The organism is Endozoicomonas gorgoniicola (assembly GCF_025562715.2).
In the GTDB taxonomy this organism is placed as follows: domain Bacteria; phylum Pseudomonadota; class Gammaproteobacteria; order Pseudomonadales; family Endozoicomonadaceae; genus Endozoicomonas_A; species Endozoicomonas_A gorgoniicola.
The window spans coordinates 4,422,577-4,446,068 of sequence record NZ_JAPFCC010000001.1 but is presented as its reverse complement, the minus strand read 5'-3'; the positions used below and the strand labels follow the sequence as shown (position 1 = coordinate 4,446,068).

17 protein-coding genes are annotated in these 23,492 nt (G+C 46.3%); 9 read left to right on the top strand and 8 right to left on the bottom strand.

Going from position 1 to position 23,492, the window contains the following annotated elements; translation table 11 throughout:
* Window position 1 precedes the first annotated feature (1 nt).
* The 3 genes from NX722_RS20115 to NX722_RS20105 form a co-directional block, all read right to left on the bottom strand.
* A complete protein-coding gene (locus NX722_RS20115; protein WP_262564641.1) occupies window positions 2-1,546 on the bottom strand; it encodes a hypothetical protein in 1,545 nt (514 codons plus the stop codon).
* Between the two features lie 450 nt (window positions 1,547-1,996).
* Window positions 1,997-3,417, bottom strand: a protein-coding gene (locus tag NX722_RS20110; protein ID WP_262563791.1) for an ISNCY family transposase whose coding sequence is annotated in 2 segments (ribosomal slippage) — window positions 1,997-2,973 and window positions 2,973-3,417 — 1,422 coding nt in all. Because the reading frame shifts where the segments join, the coding sequence is not laid out codon by codon here.
* Between the two features lie 64 nt (window positions 3,418-3,481).
* On the bottom strand, window positions 3,482-4,951 hold the full coding sequence (locus tag NX722_RS20105) for a hypothetical protein (protein ID WP_262564640.1): 1,470 nt from the start codon (window positions 4,949-4,951) through the stop codon (window positions 3,482-3,484).
* 67 nt (window positions 4,952-5,018) lie between these two features.
* On the opposite strand from NX722_RS20105, the gene NX722_RS20100 reads away from it, so the two are divergent.
* The 3 genes from NX722_RS20100 to NX722_RS20090 all read left to right on the top strand — a co-directional run bounded on the left by NX722_RS20100 (window position 5,019) and on the right by NX722_RS20090 (window position 10,195).
* Window positions 5,019-6,722, top strand: a complete 1,704-nt coding sequence (locus NX722_RS20100) for an IS66 family transposase (RefSeq protein ID WP_262563696.1) — start codon at window positions 5,019-5,021, stop codon at window positions 6,720-6,722.
* 213 nt (window positions 6,723-6,935) lie between these two features.
* On the top strand, window positions 6,936-8,267 hold the full coding sequence (locus tag NX722_RS20095) for an OTU domain-containing protein (protein WP_262564639.1): 1,332 nt from the start codon (window positions 6,936-6,938) through the stop codon (window positions 8,265-8,267).
* 146 nt (window positions 8,268-8,413) lie between these two features.
* Window positions 8,414-10,195: an acyl-CoA dehydrogenase C-terminal domain-containing protein gene (locus NX722_RS20090; protein WP_262564638.1), complete on the top strand. Its 1,782-nt coding sequence runs from the start codon at window positions 8,414-8,416 to the stop codon at window positions 10,193-10,195.
* A gap of 196 nt (window positions 10,196-10,391) precedes the next feature.
* On the opposite strand, the gene NX722_RS20085 is transcribed toward NX722_RS20090, so the two are convergent.
* From NX722_RS20085 to NX722_RS20070, 4 genes are all read right to left on the bottom strand, one after another.
* Window positions 10,392-13,229 (bottom strand): response regulator, encoded by a 2,838-nt coding sequence (locus tag NX722_RS20085; protein ID WP_262564637.1) that lies wholly within the window; start codon window positions 13,227-13,229, stop codon window positions 10,392-10,394.
* A gap of 2 nt (window positions 13,230-13,231) precedes the next feature.
* On the bottom strand, window positions 13,232-13,798 hold the full coding sequence (locus tag NX722_RS20080; RefSeq protein ID WP_262564636.1) for a YfiR family protein: 567 nt from the start codon (window positions 13,796-13,798) through the stop codon (window positions 13,232-13,234).
* A gap of 23 nt (window positions 13,799-13,821) precedes the next feature.
* Complete coding sequence (locus NX722_RS20075) at window positions 13,822-15,945, bottom strand: TonB-dependent receptor plug domain-containing protein (RefSeq protein ID WP_262564635.1); 2,124 nt, start codon at window positions 15,943-15,945, stop codon at window positions 13,822-13,824.
* A 102-nt stretch (window positions 15,946-16,047) separates the two neighbouring features.
* Window positions 16,048-17,436: a S8 family peptidase gene (locus tag NX722_RS20070; protein ID WP_262564634.1), complete on the bottom strand. Its 1,389-nt coding sequence runs from the start codon at window positions 17,434-17,436 to the stop codon at window positions 16,048-16,050.
* 157 nt (window positions 17,437-17,593) lie between these two features.
* On the opposite strand from NX722_RS20070, the gene NX722_RS20065 reads away from it, so the two are divergent.
* The 5 genes from NX722_RS20065 (at window position 17,594) to NX722_RS20045 (ending at window position 22,269) form a co-directional block, all read left to right on the top strand.
* A complete protein-coding gene (locus NX722_RS20065) occupies window positions 17,594-18,166 on the top strand; it encodes a DedA family protein (RefSeq protein WP_262564633.1) in 573 nt (190 codons plus the stop codon).
* 1 nt (window position 18,167) lies between these two features.
* Complete coding sequence (locus tag NX722_RS20060; protein WP_262564632.1) at window positions 18,168-19,319, top strand: ATP-grasp domain-containing protein; 1,152 nt, start codon at window positions 18,168-18,170, stop codon at window positions 19,317-19,319.
* Window positions 19,320-19,353: 34 nt separating this feature from the next.
* On the top strand, window positions 19,354-19,797 hold the full coding sequence (locus NX722_RS20055; RefSeq protein WP_262564631.1) for a YHS domain-containing (seleno)protein: 444 nt from the start codon (window positions 19,354-19,356) through the stop codon (window positions 19,795-19,797).
* Window positions 19,798-19,811: 14 nt separating this feature from the next.
* Window positions 19,812-20,258 (top strand): MauE/DoxX family redox-associated membrane protein, encoded by a 447-nt coding sequence (locus NX722_RS20050; protein ID WP_262564629.1) that lies wholly within the window; start codon window positions 19,812-19,814, stop codon window positions 20,256-20,258.
* A gap of 184 nt (window positions 20,259-20,442) precedes the next feature.
* Window positions 20,443-22,269, top strand: a complete 1,827-nt coding sequence (locus tag NX722_RS20045) for a lysophospholipid acyltransferase family protein (protein WP_262564628.1) — start codon at window positions 20,443-20,445, stop codon at window positions 22,267-22,269.
* Here NX722_RS20045 and NX722_RS20040 read toward each other — a convergent pair.
* Window positions 22,266-22,778, bottom strand: coding sequence for a DinB family protein (locus NX722_RS20040; RefSeq protein WP_262564627.1), 513 nt, complete (start codon window positions 22,776-22,778; stop codon window positions 22,266-22,268). The two genes, NX722_RS20045 and NX722_RS20040, sit on opposite strands and share 4 nt — an antisense overlap.
* Before the next feature lie 231 nt (window positions 22,779-23,009).
* Here NX722_RS20040 and gcvH point away from each other — a divergent pair, with 231 nt between their 5' ends.
* A complete protein-coding gene (gene gcvH, locus NX722_RS20035; RefSeq protein ID WP_262564625.1) occupies window positions 23,010-23,402 on the top strand; it encodes a glycine cleavage system protein GcvH in 393 nt (130 codons plus the stop codon).
* The last annotated feature ends 90 nt before the right edge of the window (window positions 23,403-23,492 follow it).

Below are 23,492 nucleotides of genomic sequence, written 5' to 3'. Positions count from 1 at the left end.
GTTACAATAATGTTTTTTCAAGGATAGCTTCCGCTAGCAGTTCTTTTAGTTTAACTAAATGAAAAGTATCCGTTTCATTTTCTAACAACTGCTTAATCTCGGCAATAGCCTTGTCAAAATCATTATCTTCAATTAGTTTGTATAACTTAATGTCAACACTATCAGAGTCAGACTCTTTTATATCTGTGCTGAGGTGCAAGTTCTCCTCCTCTATAACTGAGGCAACAAAGAAATCATCTTTAGAATTATCGTTGTTATCGGGTTTGGCACTAGTGCCTTGGGCGATATTTTTTATTGTTCTTTTATATTTATTGCTCTCTTCTTTATTTTTTCTTATAGCCTCTTCTTCACTTTTTAAAAGTTCTTTCCAAGCCTCGATGCTTCGACTGTAACTTGGGGTCACAATTGATGAAGAGTCTCTTACAAAGGTATCAATCGCATTACGCCATGTTTGTATCAAACTACCTTTTTTTTCATAGCTTTCAGCTTTGCTTAAAATTTCTTCCACACGTTTTGATAATTCTCTTAAATGTTGCTCATCCAGTGGTAACAGTAGTTCGTAAATTTTTACAAGCATGTCATCAATAAGATATTCAAAACCATAAAACAGTTCATTTATTTCCAGAATAAAAGATAAAATATCCGTCATTTCATCAAACTGATTACAGCGTGGTATCACTGTTATAAGTGATTTTTCGAGTGTATAGACAGAATCATCAGTTAACGAATCGATAATATAATCTTTCCTTAATAACACGACACTCAATAACAACCCGGTAATGCTTTTATCCGAGTCAAAGAAACTATCAGGATCTATCAGGTTTAATAATTTTCCGTAAGAAACATGAAAAACATTGGTATAGTGTTCTTTATCCTTGTCGTTTAATTTTTTTATGTTTTCATATATTTCATCATTTAAGCCATATTTGTAAAAGCGGTATAAGTAATCTGCTATTATGGGGTTGAATTTTATACCTGATTTTTTTTGTATAACATATAACGCATCAAATAACTGGATAACTGTATTGGCAAGAGTTGTTCTATGATCAGTAAGATTAAATAACTTCTTGTCTGTTTTGAAATGACTCTTTATAAAGTCAACTCTTTTGTCCAACATATCTATTGACTGGTCTAAAAGTTCTTCAACTCTGTCGTACTTCTCTTTAGCTTTGTCGTAAGAACCATCCAAGGCATCAATGGTTAATAATAAATCATTGGTTTCGTCGATAATCTTGTTAGCATCTGCAGCGAACTGATTAATCACAGCCAGCACTCTGGTTTTTAAATCTGCCGTGCCGTGAAGCTTAACTGTACTGAACAACTTGTTATTACGTTTGCGCATCACCTGTTTAGATCTAATTTTTTTCTTCATATTTTCTTTATTTTCCCGGAAGGCACCAATGGTAAGTGCTTCTTTTTCTGAATTAGACTTTATCGCATATGAATCAGGTTGATTATTACTTGTTTCATCATCAAGGAACTTACTGAAAACAAGAGGCAGCATTGCTCCCCCTGTTAACTTTGAAGGCTCATATAATGATTCCATGTAGCACAGCATTACAAACAAAAGATTCAAACTAAGTTCTTGGGAGCCTGCAGCTAATGAGCTGTATATGAATATTTTACGATCTGGAAAGAAACGTAAACTGTTTAGTATTTGTGGGTATTCAAATCCATCTTTAAGAAACTCATTTTTCTCTGGAAGACGGAGAAAATTGTAAATGGCAGCTAACCCGGCTGAATTTACTATGCCCGATGTTATAGAATACCTTTTTTTTAACGCTAAATAGTGCCTGTCAGAAAACCTATGAAAATTGAGTCACTGACATTCATCAAACAGTAGAACTGCTCCGCAAGCATTATCAGAGTCTCGCTTATAGGGCACTTCTTGATCAAAGTGCTTGCAAAATAGCCAAAACTGCCATTTTACGAACGTGCAGAACCCTCATGCACCCATGATCAAATTTCGGACGGCAAAAGACTGCTGTCAGTAGGGCTAAAAATCCCGTTCTTGTAAAATCCTGCCCAAGCGCTTCAGGTTGCCACCCACAACCGCAAGGGCAACATAGCGCTTGAAGGCATCAATGCCCTTGTCCGGACATTTATCGAGGCCATTGGCTTCCAGAGCATTAATGTCAGACTCTACGGCGGAATGCTTTCTTTTTGCCCGGGTAAACTCAAGGTGGTGCTCTCGTTTTTTGTCTTCTGCGGAAAGCCTGCCTTTCTTCGGCAGAATGGTTCGTTCCAGAAAGCCATCAAGTTCCTCAAGGTTGGCGGGGCTCCAGAACCCTTTGTCATAACTGACCTGGCTCAGCATGGGAAAGCGTTGTTTTGCTCCTTTTGCGATAGGCACTGCAACCTGATCGTCTGTCTGCTTTTGCATCACATGGTGATTCAGCGTGAAGCCAAACTGGTCTTGCAGTACGCATACCCGCAACCCCAACTCTACAGGAACTCCGGCTTTACCCTTGCTGATCCATTCTGTGTGGGGTTCAAAAATCGAGAACACCTTGTCGCTGTGAGGAATCTGCTGATGCTCGATCACCCGACGATAAATCAGATTAATCTGGTGACGACTGTGGGCAATGTAGTATTTGAGATTCTCCAGCGCAGACTCATCGGGGGCGCTTTTTTCTACCAGGGCAGCTGTGCTTTCTGCCTTGCGGATAATGTCGAGACTGTACTTAATGTATTCAAGGTGTGCCGTTTCAATATCGTGCTGACGTGACCGCTGTTTAAACTCGCAGGCAGCAACGGAATGTTTCAGATTCCGCACCTTGTGATAGCGCTTTCGATGCTGTTTTTTCAGGTATTCCCGCTGACGCCACGCTGGTAACTGGTACTGGCCAGCCAGGGTGGACGCAAACTCAATAGCCTTACGACAGGCATCGTTTAACAGGCTGATGTCTGTGGGAAAATGAACATCGGTCTTGACTACAAACGAATCGGCACGGCCATATAGCGGCTCATCTTTTTTTTAACCAGTTGATGGCCTGCTGCCACGACAATCTGGTTTACCTGGTCCAGTATTTCGGGCGTGAACAGGCTGATATTATCCTGCAATGTCTGGATATGATAAGAGTGCGTGCAGTAAGGACCGTGCCCAAGCATTTTCCGTAGCGTGCCGTGTTCATTGGCCAGCTCCTGAAGACGGTCATAATCACAGTTAGTGACCAGCCGCAGGGTGCCAAACACCAGTATGTTCCAGAGATCCATACCGGGACGACCATTATTACTGCTGGCAGGAATCATACTTTCAAGAACTTGAAAGACCTGCTCTCTCAGATCAGGTGTAACCCATATGTGCTGCAAGCCCCGCAAAAGCCGGGGAATATCATCTCTGGACTTGGGGTTGAATGTGATGGCGGAGATATCAACCTCGCCCAACTGCATTTGTGGATTAATGGTTTGACGCATAAACTCGAAAACAGCCTGTCTGGGAAAATCTTCGAGTATTATATTTGGCCTCAGGCTGTGTTTTTCAAGGGCTTGAGGGTTTTCGGACAGGCACTAAATAAGCAATTGTACTTTTTTTAAAGCTGTTATATGCCTTAACAGGGTCTCCTAAAATAATATAAATAAATGCCTGATATAAATTACTTGTCACTGAATAACCAAGATCTTTGTTTTTATAGCCATCAAGTATATGTCGGTCGACTAAGACAGCAGGTGTTAATAGTTGCTCCAAACTACTATTTATGTTTTGGTTTAACTCATGAAGATCAGTTAAATTAATCTGGTGTGATTCTATAATATGATGCTGAATATATCGTTTTATCTCTACAAAAATATTGTCTTCTGAAACTGGTATTTTGAAATCAAATACCGGAAACTGGTCATCCAGTAGTTTAGGCCTCTTTTTTACCAGCCACAAACCAGTATTTAACGCTTCCGGGCTATCAAGAGTATGTGCCAGACCGGAAAGAAGCAACAAACCCTGCTTGTTTCCTCGAACAACACTTGATTTAAAATAGGCAATAGCCTCCAGCTGATCCGTTTTTAAAGTTTTGCTACCTTCTGTTAGTTTCATTGCCCCAAGGATAACAGGAGCCAACGGATCGTTTAGTTTTTCGTGCAAAAAAAGCAATGCATTATAAACAACCTCCTGGTTGCAGCTATCCAGCTCTATTTGATAACGCTCATTATTTCTGCGTGGCATATTCTCCGCAGTTTTCTGGTTGACAGTTACAGAGCCTGCTTCGTGTTTCTTTTCAGAGAGAGGAGGGGCTTCTATTTTGCGTCCGATAATGGCTATTACCAGATTGAATATATCACCTGCCAATTTATGTATTTCTGTTTCCGACATCAGCTGAGCACTATCTTGCAATTTTGCCTTTTGTTCCGTTAATAGCGATTTTAGTTGAGCTATGGTTTCATCAGCCTGCGCACCAGTAAAGGCTGATCTTGTTTTGTTCTTTTTCTTTCCTTTTCTTTTTTTGGATGGCTGCCCTGGAGGGCTCATCTCAGCCTTGCTGTCAGACTCTTTTACTAATACTGCTTTTGGGATTTCAATCTCTTCTGAAATATGCTCCGTTTCAGGCAGGTCGGCAGAATCTGTTTTTCCATGACTCAAAGTGCTTTTCGGAATGGTAGGGTTGACTTTATCATCAGCATAAATGGCCGTAGCAGCCCCCTCTTTGTCGTTGCTACCGCCACCAGTGACGTCTTGCTCTTCTTTTTTATTAATGGTTCTGATTTTTTTGTTCTGGCTTGTTATATCAATATTAACCGACGGAGTACGGGCCCTTGTAGCTGTATCAAGTATTTTTTTTTCTTGATGCATTATTGAAAAATCAGAGCCTGGGTCATCTTTATTCAAAAAGAAGTTTAATGATGCTATATCTGAGAGATTTTTAAGTATTTTTTTCTTTGGAAGTGCAACAAAAAAATGATCGTGTCCGGCATAAACGATGTATATTGGGTGGCTATAAGAATATAGGTAACTGCTCAAAATTGACTGGCAAATCAACCTCTACAGGTCAAAGAAAGTTATCCTGATCTTTCGTATATTTCACCGTATGCACCTGCCTGACTCACTATTCTCCAGTACAGACAATGAACAGTTGCGTTCATTCGTCAAAAACCTTCTCGACACGGTCGAGAAGCAATCTGTGCAAATTGAAAGGCAGCGCGTTCAGATCGAACAGCTGGTCGAAGAGAACGAACAGCTTCGAGCAGAAATTCGCCACCTGAAGAAGCACAAGGGCAAGCCTAAAATCAGGCCTAATGTCTCGGACAAGGGCGATGATCAGGAAGACAGCTCTTCTGCGGAAGACACTGATCAGGCTGCCGGGAAAAGTGACACTGATCGTCCGCCGAAAAGTAAACGACCACGATCACAAGAAGCCGGTGAAACCGCTGCACCACCAATGACTGTTGACCGAGAGGAAATCTGTTCAATCGCTGCTCCCGGTGAGAACTGGCGCTTCAAGTGCTATATCGACTTTTTCCATACTGAGCTGGACTTGCGTTTTGTCACTACTCGCTACAGGCGTGAGTATTACACAACTCCGGAAGGCGGGGTGTCAGCCCCGCTACCTGATCATGTGAAAGACCGTTTTGGCGACAACCTGAAAGCCCATCTGCTGGATTTTTATCATTCATGCAGTACGACACAGCCACTACTGCTATCTTGGCTGCACGACCATGGATGCTCAATATCAGAAGGTTCCCTGAGCAACATCCTGACGAAAGGCCATGATATTTTCCACCAGGAAAAAGAAGAATTGCTGGAAGCAGGGCTGACTTGCTCTGATTATCTCCAGGCCGACGACACAGGTGCTCGCCACCAAGGAAAAAACGGCTACTGCCTGTTTATCGGCAACCCTTATTTTTCCTACTTCCATAGCAGCGACAGTAAGAGCAGGATTAATTTCCTGGGCTGTCTGCAAGGGCAGCAGCGGCTTTATCTTCTCAACGACGTTGCCATTGACTACATGGAGAATCAGGTTGATGTGTCGAAGAAGTGGATCACTGCGCTATCCGAATGCGGCGAGAAGCGTTTCTCAACAGAAGAAGAGTGGGAGAGCTTCCTTAACAGCATTGGTTGTGCTGCCCCGCAACAAAGGCGCTGGGCGACAGAGGGTGTTTTAAAGGCCGCATTGATGCTCAATCATCGCCTTGAGAACCTGATTATCCATAGCGATGGAGCCCGGCAGTTTGATACAGCCTTTCAGCATTCGCTGTGTTGGTACCATGCGGGAAGAAACATGGACAAGCTGATACCGGCCAATGACCTGGAACGAGCCGCCCGTGACACCGTGCAGGATCAGTACTGGTGCCTCTACGACGACATTGAGGCCTACCAGAAAAAACCAACGGACAAGGAGAAACAGAAGCTCTACCAGGAGTTTGATCGTTGGGTAACACAGCGGGTTGACTACCCTGCCTTGCAGGCTGAGTTGGGCAAACTGATGGTTGTCAGGGAAGAGCTGTTATTGGTTCTTGAGTATCCGTGGCTGCCACTGCACAACAACCTGAGCGAGAGGCAGATCAGAGAGTATGTGAAACGGCGAAAGGTTAGCGGTGGTACCCGGAGTAAACTTGGGAGGAAATGCCGCGACACCTTTGCCAGTTTGAAAAAGACCTGTAAACAACACGGGGTGTCCTTTGCCAACTATCTCAGGGACAGGCTGACTGGAACCAATCTGATTCCGCAGCTGGGGCATCTCATCCTGAAGGCATCAGGCTATCAGGAAACGGTTCTTGCCAATGGAATATGAGCAGTTACAAAATTTCCGGATTACAGCATCATTCAGGGAGATGCTCTCCAGTCAGCAGCGCTTATCAGAGATCATAAAGCTGAACTCGGAATTTCTTCTGAGGCTCTGACTCTGGTTATTGCGGAAGGACTATTGAACCGGAAAGTCCTTTTTGGGGGAACTTATGCAGCTTTAAGGGTATTACAGCAACTTATCCAGGATGGAGTAGCTGACATGGTTGTTATAGCTGGTCAGCGAAATCTGTTGGTTGATGCTGATACAGCCAGTGCGTCTGGATGGTCTGCTTATCAGCTTATGCTTCCGGTTGAGCTGGATATAAAAGAACGTATTCCTAGTGTTCCTGTAAAGGAAAATTACAGACAGTATAAATATATTAGTTCTAATAAAAAGACTACTTTTGTTCCATCACTGGTATTGGTGCGGCTCAACAATGACGATCAAATGGAGGCCGTGGAAGCTCGCAGTCTCAAGCGAAGCCGGGGTGCTAAGCTTACGACGCTTGACCTGAGTATGTTCGGACTGCCTCTGAAAGCCATTGAGCATTTCTCCGACACTTCAAATACGTCCGGCATTACGCAAATTGATCTTAGCTGGAGTTATCTGGAAGACAATCAAATAGACTTGCTAACAGAGCAGTTAGAACGTTATTCCGGACTTAAACATATAGCAGCTTCCGGATTTGAACCGTGGTTTGAAACTTTTAAGGAAAGAATAGAAAACCTCAACCGGTACAAGCTTATTAAGCGGCAGGATAGTCAATATAAGGAAGAGCTACCTTCGTTACCGCCCCATTTGGCAAGGCATATGGGGCAATATAAAGGCATGCCTAATGAGCTGGTTGTTAATCCAAAGTCCCGGAAAGTCAGGTTTGAATGTTACAAACCTCCTAAACCTTCACAGTGGCAGCAGGATGCAGAAGTATCTCAGCTTAATCATGAGGATCAAGAAGGTTATTCAGAAAATCTTCAGACGTTTCTCAATAATGCTCAATTAAAATTACTGTCAACTCCGAAGGATGGCTCATGTCTATATCATGCTCTGGCCAGGCAAACGGAAACAGGTAACGGACACGCTCTTCGACAGCAATTATCCAGTTACCTCACCCGTAATGCAGAGAATTTTACGAGAGATAACCCTGTATTTGCCGGTGATGAGTTTTCACGTTTACTGGGAGAGATAGAAAACCAGGATGAATGGGGTAATATTCGAATCGCGCTGGTGATGGCTCAAATGAGCAGAAGGCGTGTGATTGTTATCTATCCTCAGATGCGAGGGAGTGAAATTGGTACTATGGTATTCAATCCTGATGGTCAAGGCATGGACTCATTGCCAGACGACATAAGCAGTAATGATATATTTCTTGTTCACAACGGTCGGGGGCATTGGCTGGGTGCTATTCATGGTGTGAGTGACGATCTTCAGGCCGCTAATGAGGAAGTTTTATCAGATGCATCCGGTATGCGGGTCAGTAATAATAGCAGTTTGCTTAATTTAGCAAGTTTTCTTTTATTGTTCGGAGTTCGTACAAACAGCGGTTTGCAGTAGTTAAGGGAATCAAAAACGCATGTTAAAATCCGTGTTTTAGGCGTAGTTGACAGGTAATATAGCGACGGGTCTACCGCAAAAGTGCTTTAAGACAGATAGGGTGTACCCTACTCTGTCCACATAACAATAACAGGAGTACCGTCGCTATGATTGATTATCAGGCTCCCCTGCGTGATATGCGTTTTGTGTTGTATGAAGTGTTTGATGTCGCTGCTGACTGGGCTCGCTGGGAATCACTCAGTGAACTGGTCGACCGGGAAACCGCTGACGCCATTCTCGAAGAAGGGGCCAAACTGGTTTCCAAAACTCTGTCTCCTCTCTATCGAATGGGTGATGAACAGGGCTGTCACTGGCAGGACGGCAAGGTTTCTACGCCCACTGGTTTTAAAGAAGCCTATCAAATCTACTCCGAAGGTGGCTGGACCGGTCTGAGTGGCAACCCTGACTTTGGTGGCATGGGTATGCCCAAAGCTCTGGGGGCTCAGTTTGATGAAATGAGTTGCGGTGCCAACCTTGGTTTTATGCTTTACCCCAGTCTTACCTCAGGTGCGGCTCTGGCTATCGATGCCCATGCTTCTGAAGCGATTAAATCCTTGTATCTGCCCAAAATGTACTCCGGAGAATGGGCTGGCACCATGTGCCTGACTGAACCTCATGCCGGGACAGACCTTGGCATTATTCGAACCAAAGCCGTTCCAGAAGACGATGGCAGTTATCGCATTACCGGTACGAAAATATTCATCACGGGCGGCGAGCATGATTTGTCAGAAAACATTGTTCACCTAGTGCTGGCGAAACTGCCTGACGCACCGGCAGGTCCGAAAGGTATCTCTCTTTTTCTGGTACCAAAGATTCAGGTAAACGAGGATGGCTCTCTGTCTGAAGCTAACGCTGTCAGCTGCGGTTCCATTGAACACAAGATGGGCATTAAAGGGGCTTCCACCTGCGTCATGAATTTTGACGGGGCAACAGGGTATCTGGTGGGAGAGCTGAATAAGGGTTTGAACTGCATGTTTACCATGATGAACTATGAACGTCTGTTTGTCGGTATTCAGGGGCTGGGCAGTGCTGAACGCTCTTACCAGAATGCTCTGGCTTATGCCAAAGATCGTTTGCAAGGGCGGGCTGCCACCGGCGCTGCACAACCGGAAAAGGAAGCGGATTCTTTAATGGTTCATGGTGATATTCGTCGAACCCTGATGAATATTAAAGCGCTCAATGAAGGGGGCAGGGCTTTTTCAACCTACGTTGGGCAACAGTTGGATAAAACCAAATTTGGTGAGGATGATGAGAGGCAAAAGGCGGCAGGTCTGGTGGCACTGTTAACACCGGTAGCCAAAGCGTTCTTCACCGACATGGGGCTGGAATGTTGCGTTGCCGGTCAACAGGTGCTGGGTGGTCATGGTTATATTGCCGAATGGGGACAGGAACAGTTAGTTCGTGATGTGCGTATCACGCAGATTTATGAAGGCACCAATGGCATACAGTCGCTGGACTTACTGGGTCGTAAAATAGCGGCTAACGACGGTGCTTATTTCCGGCTGTTTGCTGATGAAGTCAGGGCATTCATCAACAACGCTGAAAACAGTGAGTTTGCTTCTGCACTTGAAAGCGCCCTGGTTCAGTTGGAACAGTCTACGGAAACCCTGTTAAAACAAACCACAGATAACCTCAATACGATTAATGCGGCCTGTGTTGAATACCTGCACGGTTTTGCTTATGTCGCTTACGGATGGATGTGGGCTCGAATGGCTGAGGTCGCTCAGGCTCAGTTACAAACTGGTACTGTAGATCAGGACTTTTATAAAGCCAAAATAGCCACTGCACGTTATTTCTATAAACGACTGCTACCGAGGAGTTCAGCGTTGCTGGCGGCAGCCACTTCCGGAGTAGAAGAATTGTACAGTATGGCTGATGAACAATTTTGACCAGTCTGGATAGTTGACTGATAGATCAGTTTTGAGTCTATAGTTAAGTAACTGGATGAGTAAAATCTACAAGGACTGTAGAGGCAAGGACGCACAATAAAAAGGCAGGATGCCAAAAGGAGTACGTCCAGTGTTCTTCAACCCCGCAAATGCGGGGTTTTCTTTTAATGGGGTGCTGTTTATTAAAGAGGCTCGTTTAACTCAGCTGGCGATAGGCTTCCAGTGTTTGATTCATTGCCTGCTCAAGCCCCGGGATTAAACTGGATGCTTCCTGCAGTTTTCCCTCTTTCCCCAGTACTTCAATATTGTCAGCAATCTCTGAGAGCAGTTTTGCCCCAAGGTTACTGCTGCTGGACTTAAGAGTATGAGCGGCGCGAATTACCACTTCCAGGTCTGCTGCCCTGGCAGCCTGCTTTAGTTCATCCAGCAAGGTCGGGGCATTTTCAAAAAAACTGTCGAGGAGGCTGCTGAACTCGTCTTCCATGATGTCCCTGAGGGTGTTGAAAGTGTCCTGATCAATCAACGGCTCATTATTATCGATAGTCACTGCTTTGATTTCTTCTGTCGTATCCCGGGGCAAGGCTTCGGCGGTTTGTTCAGTCTGGTCTTCATCGTACACTTTTTCATCGAACTCTCTTTCATCGAATAAGAGCCACTGAGTCAGCATATTGCGCAGGATTTCTGATTTTATGGGTTTGGACAGATAGTCATCCATACCCGCTGCCAGACATTTTTCCCTGTCGCCCTGCATTGCATTGGCGGTCATGGCAATAATCGGTATTCTCGGCTGATGAAGTGACTGCTCTCTTTTGCGGATCAGGCCCGTGGCTTCGTAGCCGGACATACCGGGCATCTGGCAATCCATCAGAATCAGGTCATACTCCTTACTTTGCGACATGGTGACCGCTTCCTTGCCGTCAATGGCAATATCCGGTTCAGACAGACCTATCTTTTTCAGCATACTGACCGCAACTTTCTGGTTGACGATATTGTCTTCAACCAGCAGCAGCCTTATTGAAGATGAAAAGGCGGTATTGCTGCTTTCTATCGGGTGCTGATCGTTCTGGCCAGTCTGGTGTTCGTGCATAATCTGCATGACTGAATCGAGCAGGCGTGATTGCCGGAAAGGCTTACTGAGACAGGCGGAAATACCCACTTCCTGTTGCCTGGCCCGGGTGATGAAACCGGCAGAACTCAACATAATCCTTTTGGATTTTGCCAGCTCCGGGTCATTTTCTATTTCTCTGGACAGCATTAAACCGTCCATGTGGGGCATATCCATGTCGAGCAGAACCAGCTCATAAGGTTGCTCGTCTTTTAAGGCCTGCTGCATCATGTCCAGGGCTTTTTGTCCACTGTCACACTCTGAATGGTCAATGCCCCAGGCTGTCAGGTAGTGGCGAAGAATTTCCCGGTTCGTGGTGTTGTCATCAACAACCAGGGCTTTTATTCCATCAAGGGCATGGTTGATTTTCCGTGATGGCCAAGGCTCAGACTCTGAAATTTCCATGTCCAGTACGAATGAAAAGGTTGAGCCAAGCCCTTCAGCCGTGGTGACCTGAATGGAGCCACCCATCAGTTCTACGAGCTGTTTCGAAATGGTCAGCCCCAGGCCGGTTCCACCAAACCGGCGGGTTGTGCTGCCGTCTGCCTGGGTGAAGGCACTGAACAGGTTGGAGAGTACATCCTCTGCAATACCAATACCGGTGTCTTCAACCATAAACTCGACGCTGACTGTGTCAGCTGTTTTTTCCGCCATATTCAGGCGTACGATCACTTCTCCGGTTTCGGTGAATTTCACAGCATTACCCACCAGGTTAGTGAGTACCTGTCGTAAACGAACGGAATCGCCTTTCAGTACGTTTGGCAGGTCGACGTCGGTGAAGCAACTGATTTCCAGATGTTTTTCTCTCGCTTTACCAGCCAGTAGTGCGCAGACGTCTTCAGCTATTTCAGCGATATTGGTGTCAATGCTCTCTATCTCCATTTTCCCCGCTTCAATTTTGGAGAAATCGAGAATGTCGTTAATGATTTGCAGCAGGGCATCCGCTGAACTGTATGCTGTTTCCAAAAAGTCCCGCTGGGTTCTGTCAATCGGAGTGTCCTTCAACAGTTCAAGCATGCCCAGGACACCGTTCATCGGGGTTCGGATTTCATGGCTCATGTTGGCGAGAAAAGAGCTTTTGGCCTTGGCTGCTCCAAAGGCGGCTTCTTTGGCTTCGCGAAGTTCGGAAATATTTTCTTTCAGGTCCCGGTTAGCATCATGCAGTTCCCGGGTTCTCTCTGCGACAGAGGCCTCCAGTGTTTCCCTTTGCTTTTGCAGGCGCTGATCCCGCTCTTTGATGCACATGAGCATCTCATTGAAGTCGTCGTAGAGCTGCCCGATTTCATCGTCATCAAATCGATGAACTTTTTGATCATACTGCTGTTTTGCGGTCATCGAACTGATGGTTTCTGCCAGCTCAATAATGGGCTGACCTAATAGTTTCTGCAGCCTTGAGGCCAGTATTGAAGCAAGGATAACGGACACCAGCGCGGCGATCAGGGCCAGCAATAGATTCTGGGTCAGTTGCAGGTAAAGCTGATTCAGGTTTGACTGGATGTAAATGGCCCCAATCAATTTTCCGTCCATAAAAATTGGACGGTACAGATGCAGGCGTGTATTGCTGAATACTGTTAAAGAGCGTTCTAGGTCATCAAAGGTAATGGACCAGGGTTGTCTATCATGGCGGTTATAGGTAGCCATTACATTGCCTTCCGACGTCAGCAGGAAGGCGGACTGAATATTGGTGGCAGAGGCAAAGCCTTTAAGCAGGGTTGTTGCTGACTTCCTGTCTCCAAAAACCAGTGCAGCTTCGGCGTTGGCGCCAATCACTTCCGCAAGAACTTCCAGATTGCTGACAAGGGCTGACCGGGATTTGATCAGGTCGCTAACCGTCTGGATCGATAGCGTCACCAGCAACACGGCATAAGCCGTGATCAGCATGGCATAACGAAGCTTCTTTTTTATAGGCAGATTTTTGAAGGTAATCATCGTTACTTCACAGTTTTAGCCAGCTTCAGTAGTCTGGAGTTGATACTTAAGCTGGCATTGGTTGCGGAAGTATTGTTAATGGAGAAGTTGATTTTTTTACCACTGCGTTTTAGGCCAATCATGCCACCGTAGTCAACGAAGGACCGGATATCGCTGATGGTGAGAACAGGTTTGCCTTCCAGTCGTTTCAGAACCGATTTGACCGTGACATTGTCGATGTTATGGATAAACAAGGCATCGCACAGCTTTTCGAACGGAGAGTTAGCGTTTCTGTGAGTGACTGACAATCGCCTTCCCATCGTGCTCTTGCGATTGATTTTATGGAGCTCATTGTTGATGGAACCTTCACCGAGCACACAGATGGTCAGACTTTGTGTCTTTTTTGGCCAGCTGATGAACTTGGTGAGTTTAAAAATAATGGCGGTTTTAATTTTATCTTCCGGCGATGTGGCTGCCCTGGCTGTATTGAACTGAAAGCTGAACAGGATTACAGATACCAGACTGATAATTGTTACTTTGGTTGTTACTTTTATGGTTGCTTTGGCTGAAGCATTGGTAAAAATCGACATGAAGCAGTCCTCCTTCATCCTATTTAAAATGACCAGCGGATTTGCGCATACCAGGATTCTTCAATCTCTGTGGCGCTTAATCCGCTGAACACTTCGGTGAATTCGGCTCTTTGTTTGTCAAAGAGGTTTTGAGCAACCAGTGACAACTCCAGATTGTCATTTATTTTTTTGGCCAGTCTCATATCCAGTGCCGTGTAGCCGGGTACGCCAGCATTTTTCATGTTGCTCATACCTCTGATCCAGAAGTCGAAGTACCATTGATTTGGCAGGTTCATGCTGGAACGGAGGGTGGCTGTTTGTTTAGCGTTCAGGTCTTCTACCAGCCACTCGTTTCGCTTTAGAGCATAAGCCAGGCTCGGGTTGCTGCTGTTTGGAGATGCATCAACTTGTAACCAGCTATAGGTCAATTGAAGTTTCCACCAGTCTTTTGCCTGCCAGTCGGCTACAATTTCAAGCCCGTAGGTGGCTGCATCAAGCCCATTGATAAGGGTTGATGGCAAGCTTATCAGTGAATTGTTCTTTGGCTGGCAAATACCGAAATCAGGGCCCAGTGGGTAAATGAGACTTGATCCGTCAGGACACTTTGAGGCCTCTACATAGGCGACTATGTTTTTGTATTGGTTGTAGAATCCGGTAACATCCAGTCGGAATAATGATCCGAATTGTTCCCGATAGCCGAGTTCAAACGCATTCAATTCTTCTGATTGGAGTTTCTGGTTTCCGGCAATGGATAAAATAGCGTTGGAGGGGCCCGTATTAACAAAAGTGATATTGTCAGAAAGAACAGCCGTTTCACTCACTGAAGGCGTTTTGACTGCTTTGGAGACAGAAGCCCAGAGTGTTCTGTTGTCATTGACCTTCCAGGTCAGCTTGGCATTGGGTTGAAACTCTTTGCCGGTAAACTCGTTGTGTTCATAACGGGCGCTGAATGACAGGTTCCAGTGATGGTTCAGGGTAATGTCATCCTGGGCAAACAGGCTGTATAAATTATCCTGGCGGGAATCTTTTGGTTGCCCGTTTTCATCCCGGTGAATGATATTTCTCATATCACTCATCTGATACCAGGTCCTGCGAAAACTCAGTCCCCAGACCAGGTCATGATTTTCAATGGGTTGGAAGTAATGCTGAAACTCCATATCGAAGGACTGTCTTTTTTCAGTGACACGGTAATCAAAGTTCTGGTAGTCATCGATAACCGCTCTTAATGAATAGTCTTCGGTATCGCTCACCGTTTTTTTCCAGTGGGCAATCAGGTTTCCGCCTCTCTGGTCACGACTTATATTTTCCAACATCTGCATGCCTTTATCGCCAGCGAAAGGCTCGTCGTTTTTAAAGATTGTTAAAGCGGGCCGGGTGGTTCCTTCATAGAGATCACCCAGTAGCGTGAAGTCGGTATCTGCAGCGGGTTTCCACTCCGTCTTGAAACCGACCCGTTTCATTTTCCAGTCATCATTGGCGTCAGAGCCGTCTGTTTTTGCCAGACCGTCCCGCTCAAAGGTTTTGACATAAACTTTGTAAAAGCCGGTTTCCCCGAACTCACCACCATATCGATAGGCGCCGAAAGCCTTTTCTTCATTACCGGCTCCCAAAGAAACCAGACTACCCTGGGTGTCAGCCGCCTTTTTTGTGATGACATTAATGACGCCGTTAACCGCATTGGCTCCCCAGAGTGCTGCTCCCGGCCCCCTGATGACTTCAATACGGTCAATGTCTTCCATCAGGGTATCCTGAACATCCCAGTTCACACCTGAAAAGAGTGGTGAGTAAACGGTTCTGCCATCAATCAGTACCAGTAGCTTATTAGCAAAGATGTAATTGAATCCCCGGGTACTGATGGACCAGGTGTTGCCGTTCATTCGGGCGACCTGCATGCCAGGTACCATGCGCAGGGCTTCAGGAATCGAAGTCACGCCACTGCGCAGGATATCTTCGGAAGTGATGACATAAATAGCCGCTGCTGAATCCATTAAACGCTGCTTTTTACGGGACACAGATGTGACATCGGGAATATCCAGTGAGATCAGTTCTTCAAGACTGAAATCGAGAAAATCATCATCTTCCGATTCCTGTGCCGGGTGATCAGCATGGGCATTTATGGCAAAAAACAGGGAGGAAGCCAGAATTGAGGGCAGCAGTTGTGTTTTCAAAATTCCACTCCATGGAATAACTTAAGCCTGACGGCACTGCTGAAACGGTCAGGCTGATTTCGTTATCGTTTAACTAAAACCTAGTAAAAGAATATCTGTTCGTCACTTGCTTTGTTGTGCTTTGAGTACAGCCGCTCCGGCATCAAGCAACCCTGCGCCGCAAAGAGTGGTATTACAGGTTCCTGCTGGAAATGCCCGGACGGTGTCCAGAATAATCTGGTTAGCCTGAGCTGCAGTGAGCGATTTATTGACTGCGAAAATTAATGCCAGAACACCTGCGACATGAGGAGTCGCCATGCTGGTACCCTGATAGTATTCATAGTTATCGAGGTTGGGTGAAGTGGTTCCATTGTTGGATGTCGATAAAATGCCGTTGGCAAGGTTCAGGGTTTCGCCTCCGGGGGCGGCGATATCAACTTTTTTGCCAAAATTGGAATACCAGCTGCGGTTTCCCTCTCTGTCTATGGCGGCCACTGTGATGACATTGTCGCAGTTCGCAGGTGTTGCCAGTGATGCATCCCTGTTTTCATTACCAGCGGCTACTACAACGGAAATATTGGCTGCAGCCAGTTTATTGAAAGCGTTTTGATAAATTCTGGGACAGGTTACAGCGCTGCCGCCAAGGCTGAGGTTAAGGACTTTAACCGGTTTTGGATTCCTGGGCAGGCCGTAGACTTCAAATCCGGCTGCCCAGAGCATGGCGTCGATAATATCGGAGGAGTAGCCGCCACATCGCCCCAGTGCTCTTAGAGGCATGATTTTGGTATTCCAGGCAACCCCACTGACCCCCTTGTTATTATTGGATAATGCCGCAATAGTGCCGGCAACATGGGTACCATGCCAGCTGCTGTCCATCGGGCGGCTTGGAATAGGAAGGCCATTTACAGAGCCGCAGGCTCCAATCTGGGTAATACCGTCACCCGGGTCCTTGGGGTGATTGTCTCTGCCATCGCCATCGTTGGCAATCCATGGATGGCTAACAAAGTCATAACCGTCCACCAGATTAGATACAAGATCTGAGTGCCTTAAAACGCCTGTATCAACAACGCCTACGATAATATTCTCGTCACCGGTTGTGATATTCCAGGCAGATGGCGCGTTGATTCCGGACACCGGGTTTTTGAGGTTCCACTGCTCGCTGAAGCGTGAATCGGTCGGAATTTGCATGACCTGCATGATGTAATCCGGCTCGGCAAAGTCCACCTGAGGATCGATATTAAGGCTGTTTGCCAGTATTACAGCGTCGTCAATGTTAACACTTGAGCCCAGATCCAGGATGTCTTTCTGCTTACCGGCAGCAACACCAAAGGAGCCGCTGGTAATACCTTGTTTGATAAATGCTATGGCATTGCCGTAGGTTGGCTCAGGGTGATACTGAACAACAATCCGGTCTGTGACCTGACGGGGAGGAATGGTGCCATCAATTTGTTGAGCCAGTGAGAAGCTGCTGAATCCTGCTAATAATAAAAATAAAGCAATCCTTGCTGTCATGATGTTTATTCCTGAGAAGAAAGACGGTGTAAAAATCAGTATGGTTTAGCGGCTGACGGATAGTATTTTGCCAATTCGAATTGAATCTGCGGCGACCCTCGTTATAACCTGATTATCTGTGGCGAAAAATTGACAGTCATTTAAACGGGAAAGCGTGATGTCGTTTCTCTATGAACAACTATTGAGCGTTGCACACAGTCCAGTGCTGCTGGCGTTGTTCATTCTTATTGGTACTTATATTCTGGAAGATGCTGCCATTCTTACCGCAGCCCTGCTGGGGGCCGACGGACTGATCAGCACTCAACTGGCGTTCAGCGCCCTGTTTCTGGGGATTTTTACCGGTGACCTTGGCTTGTATGTATTGGGTCGTTACCTGAATCGTATCCCGAGGCTCACTGCTTTTCTTGATATAGATGCGGTCCATCGAGCCCATGGCTGGCTTCAGCAAAAAATGACGGCGACGATTTTGCTGGTGCGTGTCATCCCTGGTCTAAGGCTTCCGGTTTACACTGCCTGTGGTTTTTTCAAACTTCCCTGGAAACACTTTACAGCACTGGTCTTTCTGGCGTCATTACTTTGGACTGCTGTCGTGTTTTTCGGTCTGTTCAGTATTGGAACCCTGTTCTGGTCTGGTCTTGGTTTCTGGAAATGGCTCTTAATCCCTGTGCTGGCAGTTTTTTTTGTGTTTGGTCATAAAAAAATAAAAATAAATAAAGGTTTTTTTAATTAATATGAACATGACTGAAAGCGACCGCCAGATAGAAGCATTTATCCGGCCAACCGCTCAGGATAAGAAAATTCATCCCGGTATGCCGGAGCTGGAAAAACGGGAGCGGCCGATTTCTTTTTTTGAATTCTGGCCGGGGTTTGTCATTTATATCCCGGTTATTTTGCAGGCGCTGTGGTTAGCCGTTCGTTACCGTGGTTTTACCCTGCCACTGAACAGTAATCCTGGTATTCACCTCAGTGGTATGGTGGGGGAATCCAAAAATGATATCTTTTCCATGGCGAAAGGAAAGGCCAGAGAAAAGATACCAGACTGGTGCGTATTGTCTGAATGGGCATCGCCAGAAGATGCTGAGTTTCAGGCCCGGCAACGAATGCAGTCGGTTGGGCTGAGTTACCCTCTGGTTGCAAAACCCGACATTGGCTGCCGGGGAGCCGGTGTCAGAATTGTTCGTTCTGCCCGGGAACTGAAAGATTATATTGCTGCGTTTCCCAGAGAAGGTAAGGTCATATTGCAGCAACTGGTGCCTTACGAAGCTGAAGCCGGCATTTTTTATATTCGCCAGCCAGGGGAGAAAAAAGGCAGGATTTTTTCCATTACCCTGAAATACCCGCCTTACGTGATTGGTAATGGTAAAGATACACTGCGGCAGTTAATTCAGAATGATGAGCGGGCAGGGCAGTTGACGCCGTTATATTTCAAGCGTCATTACCAACTGCTGGAGCAGGTGCTTCCTGAGGGACAACCTTTCAGGCTGACGTTTGCTGGCAGTCATTCCCGTGGGTGTATTTTCAGGGATGGCAGGGAATTTATAACACCTGCACTGGAAGCTGCCTTTGATGAGGTGGCTAACGGGTTGCCAGAATATTATTACGGCCGAATAGATATTCGATTTAGAGATATCAATTCTCTTATGAATGGCGAAAACTACTATATACTTGAAATTAATGGTGCCAGCAGTGAAGCCGCCCATATCTGGGACAGTCGCAGTACGTTGAAAGAAGTGTATCGGGTTCTGTTTTATCAATACCGAACACTGTTTCAACTGGGGTGGGTGAACCGGCACCGGGGATTTCGTCCTCCTTCCCTGAAACAGTTGTTGCATGCATGGAAGCACGAACGAAAACTGGTTCGAAGGTATCCGGATACGGAATAACCTGATCAAAGGCGATTCAAGGAGCGTAAACACTATGGCACGACTCATCAGTGTGATCATGCTGCTGTTTTTCGGTTCAGCTGCCTGGGCTGGCAATGATATCTATACTGGCTGGTTCAGCAACAAGGCCGTGAGCGGTTACGACACAGTTGCTTATTTCACAGAACACAAAGCTGTGAAAGGTAATGCCAAATTCAAATTCAAATACCTGGATGCTGAGTGGTATTTTAATTCAGCTGAAAACCTGGAACTCTTCAAAAATAACCCGGATAAATACAGACCTCAGTATGGCGGTTTTTGTGCCTGGGCGGTAGCTGCCAAAAAACAGAGAGCCCCCGGAGATCCCAACTACTGGAAAATTGTCGATGGTAAGCTTTACCTGAATTACGACAACAGTGTTCAGCAAAAATGGCTTAAAGATATTCCGGGATTTATCCAAAAGGCCGATGAAAACTGGCCTAAAATGCTTGATCAATAGAGGAGGATTGATCTATGAAAAATGCAGTCAAATGGATTTTGTGCATTTATGTGGCATTTGTCTTTATTCAGTCGTTGTTCTTCAAATTTACTGATGCCTATGAAACGATTCATATCTTCAGCACTCTGGGAGCCTGGGCGGGTCTTGAATGGTTTGCTGATTACGGCGCTTATGGGGTAGGTACAGTTGAGCTGATTGCCGCCATTATGCTGTTTTTTGCCCCCTCACGCCTTTATGGAGCATCTATTGCCAGTGGTGTGATGATGGGAGCCGTATTTTTCCACCTGTTTACCCCGCTGGGCATTGCCATGCCGGAGTTTGACGAAATGGGTAATGTAACTGGCGATGATGGAGGTTTGCTTTTTTATAACGCCTGCGGTGTGCTTGCGGCATCGTTGATTGTGACAGCCATGGAGTTTTTTGGTACCGACAATGCTGTTAAGCGAATACTGTTCCGATAATCTCAATACCCGATGGTTAAAGCCGGACAGGCTTTATGCTTTGCCCGGCTTTAATAAGAGTTTCATTCTGCCTTAACCAACCTGTCATTTTTCCTGCCTACGCTTGTTCATGTAAGCTGGCTTGTTCATTATAGAGGCAGGCACTCATAAGCCGGACTACAACCACACTAACAAGGGAATCCGGATGGCTAGCAAACAATCTCCTTTTCGTCTTCCGCGCAAAACCAGGTCGGGCATTCCGGAGTTGGCAGCAGAATGGCTACTGGGTTTAAGAACACTCGACAGCCTTTACAGAAAAAAGAGTGCCAATGAGTACGATAGCCACCGTTTCCTGAAGTGGGTTCTGACGATTTTTCAGGTTCAGCATGAGGTTGCTTCTGGCCGTCTGGAAAGGATTCCTGCTGAAGGCCCGTCGGTTGTGGTGGCAAATCACCCTTACGGCGGCATTGAAGGTATTGCACTGGCAGAGTTATTGCTACAGAGACGTAAAGATGTGAAGGTGCTGACCAACGAGATTCTCTGCCAGATTCCCGAGCTGAGAGCGTTGTTTATTGGTGTCGATGTTCTCAGCAAAAATGCCCGTCAAAAAAACAGGGCTGCCATTGCTGAGGCTCAGCAATGGGTATCTGATGGGCATTTGCTGCTGATGTTTCCGTCCGGAGAAGTGTCCAGCTTTAACAGGCATCTTAAACAGGTGACTGACCCTACCTGGCGCGTTACTGCGGCAAAAATTGCCAGACAGGCTCGGGCCAGGGTGACTCCGGTCTTTGTTGAAGGTCGCAATGGCTGGCTGTTTCAGGCACTGGGTATGATCCACTCCAGGCTGAGGACGGTCAGGTTGATACGAGAGCTGATCAACAAAAAAGGGCATACCATCGGCTTTCGGGTTGGCAAAACCCTTGAGCCTGCCAGTTATGAATCTCTGGATTCAGACAGCGCTGTAACCAACTATCTGCGGCTACACACTTATGCCATGTCGGCTCATAGCTCTGACACTAGTGGTTCTGGTAAGAGTGGTTCTGGTAAGCATGGCTTGGGTGGTTTGAAGCTGAATAAACCTGAAAAGAAAACAGAACGACAGGTTAAAGGTATAGCCAGTCCTGTGGATAAAGCCCTGCTGCAGAAAAATATTGAACAGCTGCCCGAAGACACTCTGCTTCTGGAAAAGAATGAAATGGCGGTGTTCTGTGCCACCAGACAGCAGTTGCCCCATATTTTGCCCGAGATTGGCAGACTGCGCGAAGTGACGTTCAGAGAAGTCGGTGAAGGGACTGGGCTAGAGGTAGATATCGATCGCTATGATGACCACTATCGGCACCTGTTTCTCTGGAACAGAGAGCAGCAGGAAGTGGTTGGAGCCTATCGTATCGGGCAGGTGGACCAGATTTTACGAGCGCAGGGACTGCATGGTATTTACTCCCGCAGCCTGTTTCGTTATCACGCCGACTTTCTTCATAAACTTGGATGCAGTCTGGAGATGGGACGCTCTTTTGTCCGGCCTGAATATCAGAAAAGCCTGACTGCATTGATGCTGCTCTGGAAGGGTATTGGTGCTTATGTTGCGGCTAACCCCCGCTACAAGGTGCTGTTTGGTCCGGTGAGTATCAGCAGTCATTACAGCGAAGTCTCCCGCCAGCTGATGGCTGGATGTTTGTCGATAAACAACTCTGATGAAGCTTTGCAGTCACTGGTACAGCCAACCACTCCGTTGAAATCACACAAAGGGCAGTTCTGGAGTGTGGATCACCTTCAGGGGCTGAGTGATGTGGACAAGTTGTCAACCCTGGTTCAGCAGATTGAAAAAGACAACAAGGGCATTCCTGTCCTGCTTAAACAATACCTGAAGCTGAGCGGCGAACTGGCAGCCTTTAACGTTGACCCTGATTTTAACAATGCGCTGGATGGCCTGATTATTGTCAACCTGACCAGGGTCGATAACCGAACCCTGAGCAAATACCTGGGAGCTGCCGGAGCAAAAAGCTTTCTGGATTTCCATCGTCCTGCTGCCTAGTCCGCCAGAGCTTTATTCTGCTGGTAAACTCTGGTTGCCAGTGCCAGTCCAAAGGTGTCAGGCAGCTTAAAGCCGGTCGGTTCAAGCAACAGAGTGATGATGGCTTTGTGATGAACGGTATGGTTGTGAAGGAACAGCAGCTCCCGGTGCATATTGCTGGTGGTGGAAAGGGTCTGGTCAGTACCGCCACAAGCCTGAAAATCAAGGGCTTCATACTGATCGTCAAGCAGAGCCATGTGGCGGCAGATGATACCAATCTCTTCCAGAGCTTTATCGCGTGATGTTTCAAGGTCGGGGTTTCTTGGGCGGTCATCATAATTGACAGTTCCCAGCTCCAGTCCCTGAAGAAAGCCTTTATAAAACTCGATAATGTGTCTGATCTGAGTACCAACCGGCCCGCAATAGCCCGACAGCCTGGCCTTGAAATACTTGTCAGGGAGTTGCTTAAGCAGTTCAGAAAGCTCGGTCAGAGTTTCTATGTTAAGTTGGCAAGCACGATGTACCGTCATTTTTGATTGGCTGATTATGTAGTTATTTAGTCAGTTTGCATAGAATAGTCGCAAATGTATAGGTGGGCAGCTAAAGCTTACTGTTTATTACACATTGGCTGTAGCCCTGAATTACCGTTAGAATGCTTCAATTTCATTATCCAAGAACGATATAAAATCCGGGTTGCTCTCAGCAGCCAGGGCTAACAATGGCTGTGAGATACAATCCAGACGACCAGAGGAAAAAAATTGATGAGTAACATTCCTTCCGATTTGCGTTTTGTTAACTCTCATGAGTGGATTCGACTTGAAGACGATGGTACCGCAACCATCGGAATTACCGATCATGCTCAGGAAGCGCTCGGAGATGTGGTGTTTGTGGAGTTACCAGAAGTCGGCTCGACTCTGGCCGCTGATGATGAGGCTGGTGTTGTTGAATCAGTGAAAGCTGCTTCTGAAATATACGCCCCATTGTCCGGCGAAGTGGTTGCTGTCAATGAAGCACTGGAAGAAGCTCCTGAAACAGTTAACAGCAACCCTTATGATGAAGGCTGGTTTTTCAGGATTAAACTGTCTGATAAAGGGGAGCTGTCCGAATTGATGGATGCTGAGGCCTACGCTGAGTTTGTCGAATCTGAAGCCTGATAAATATCCGTCTTCTCCGGCACCGGATAATACGCTCTGTGCCGGAGAAACACTCCCTGCTCGATTTTCTTTGTTTGATTAAAGCTTGTT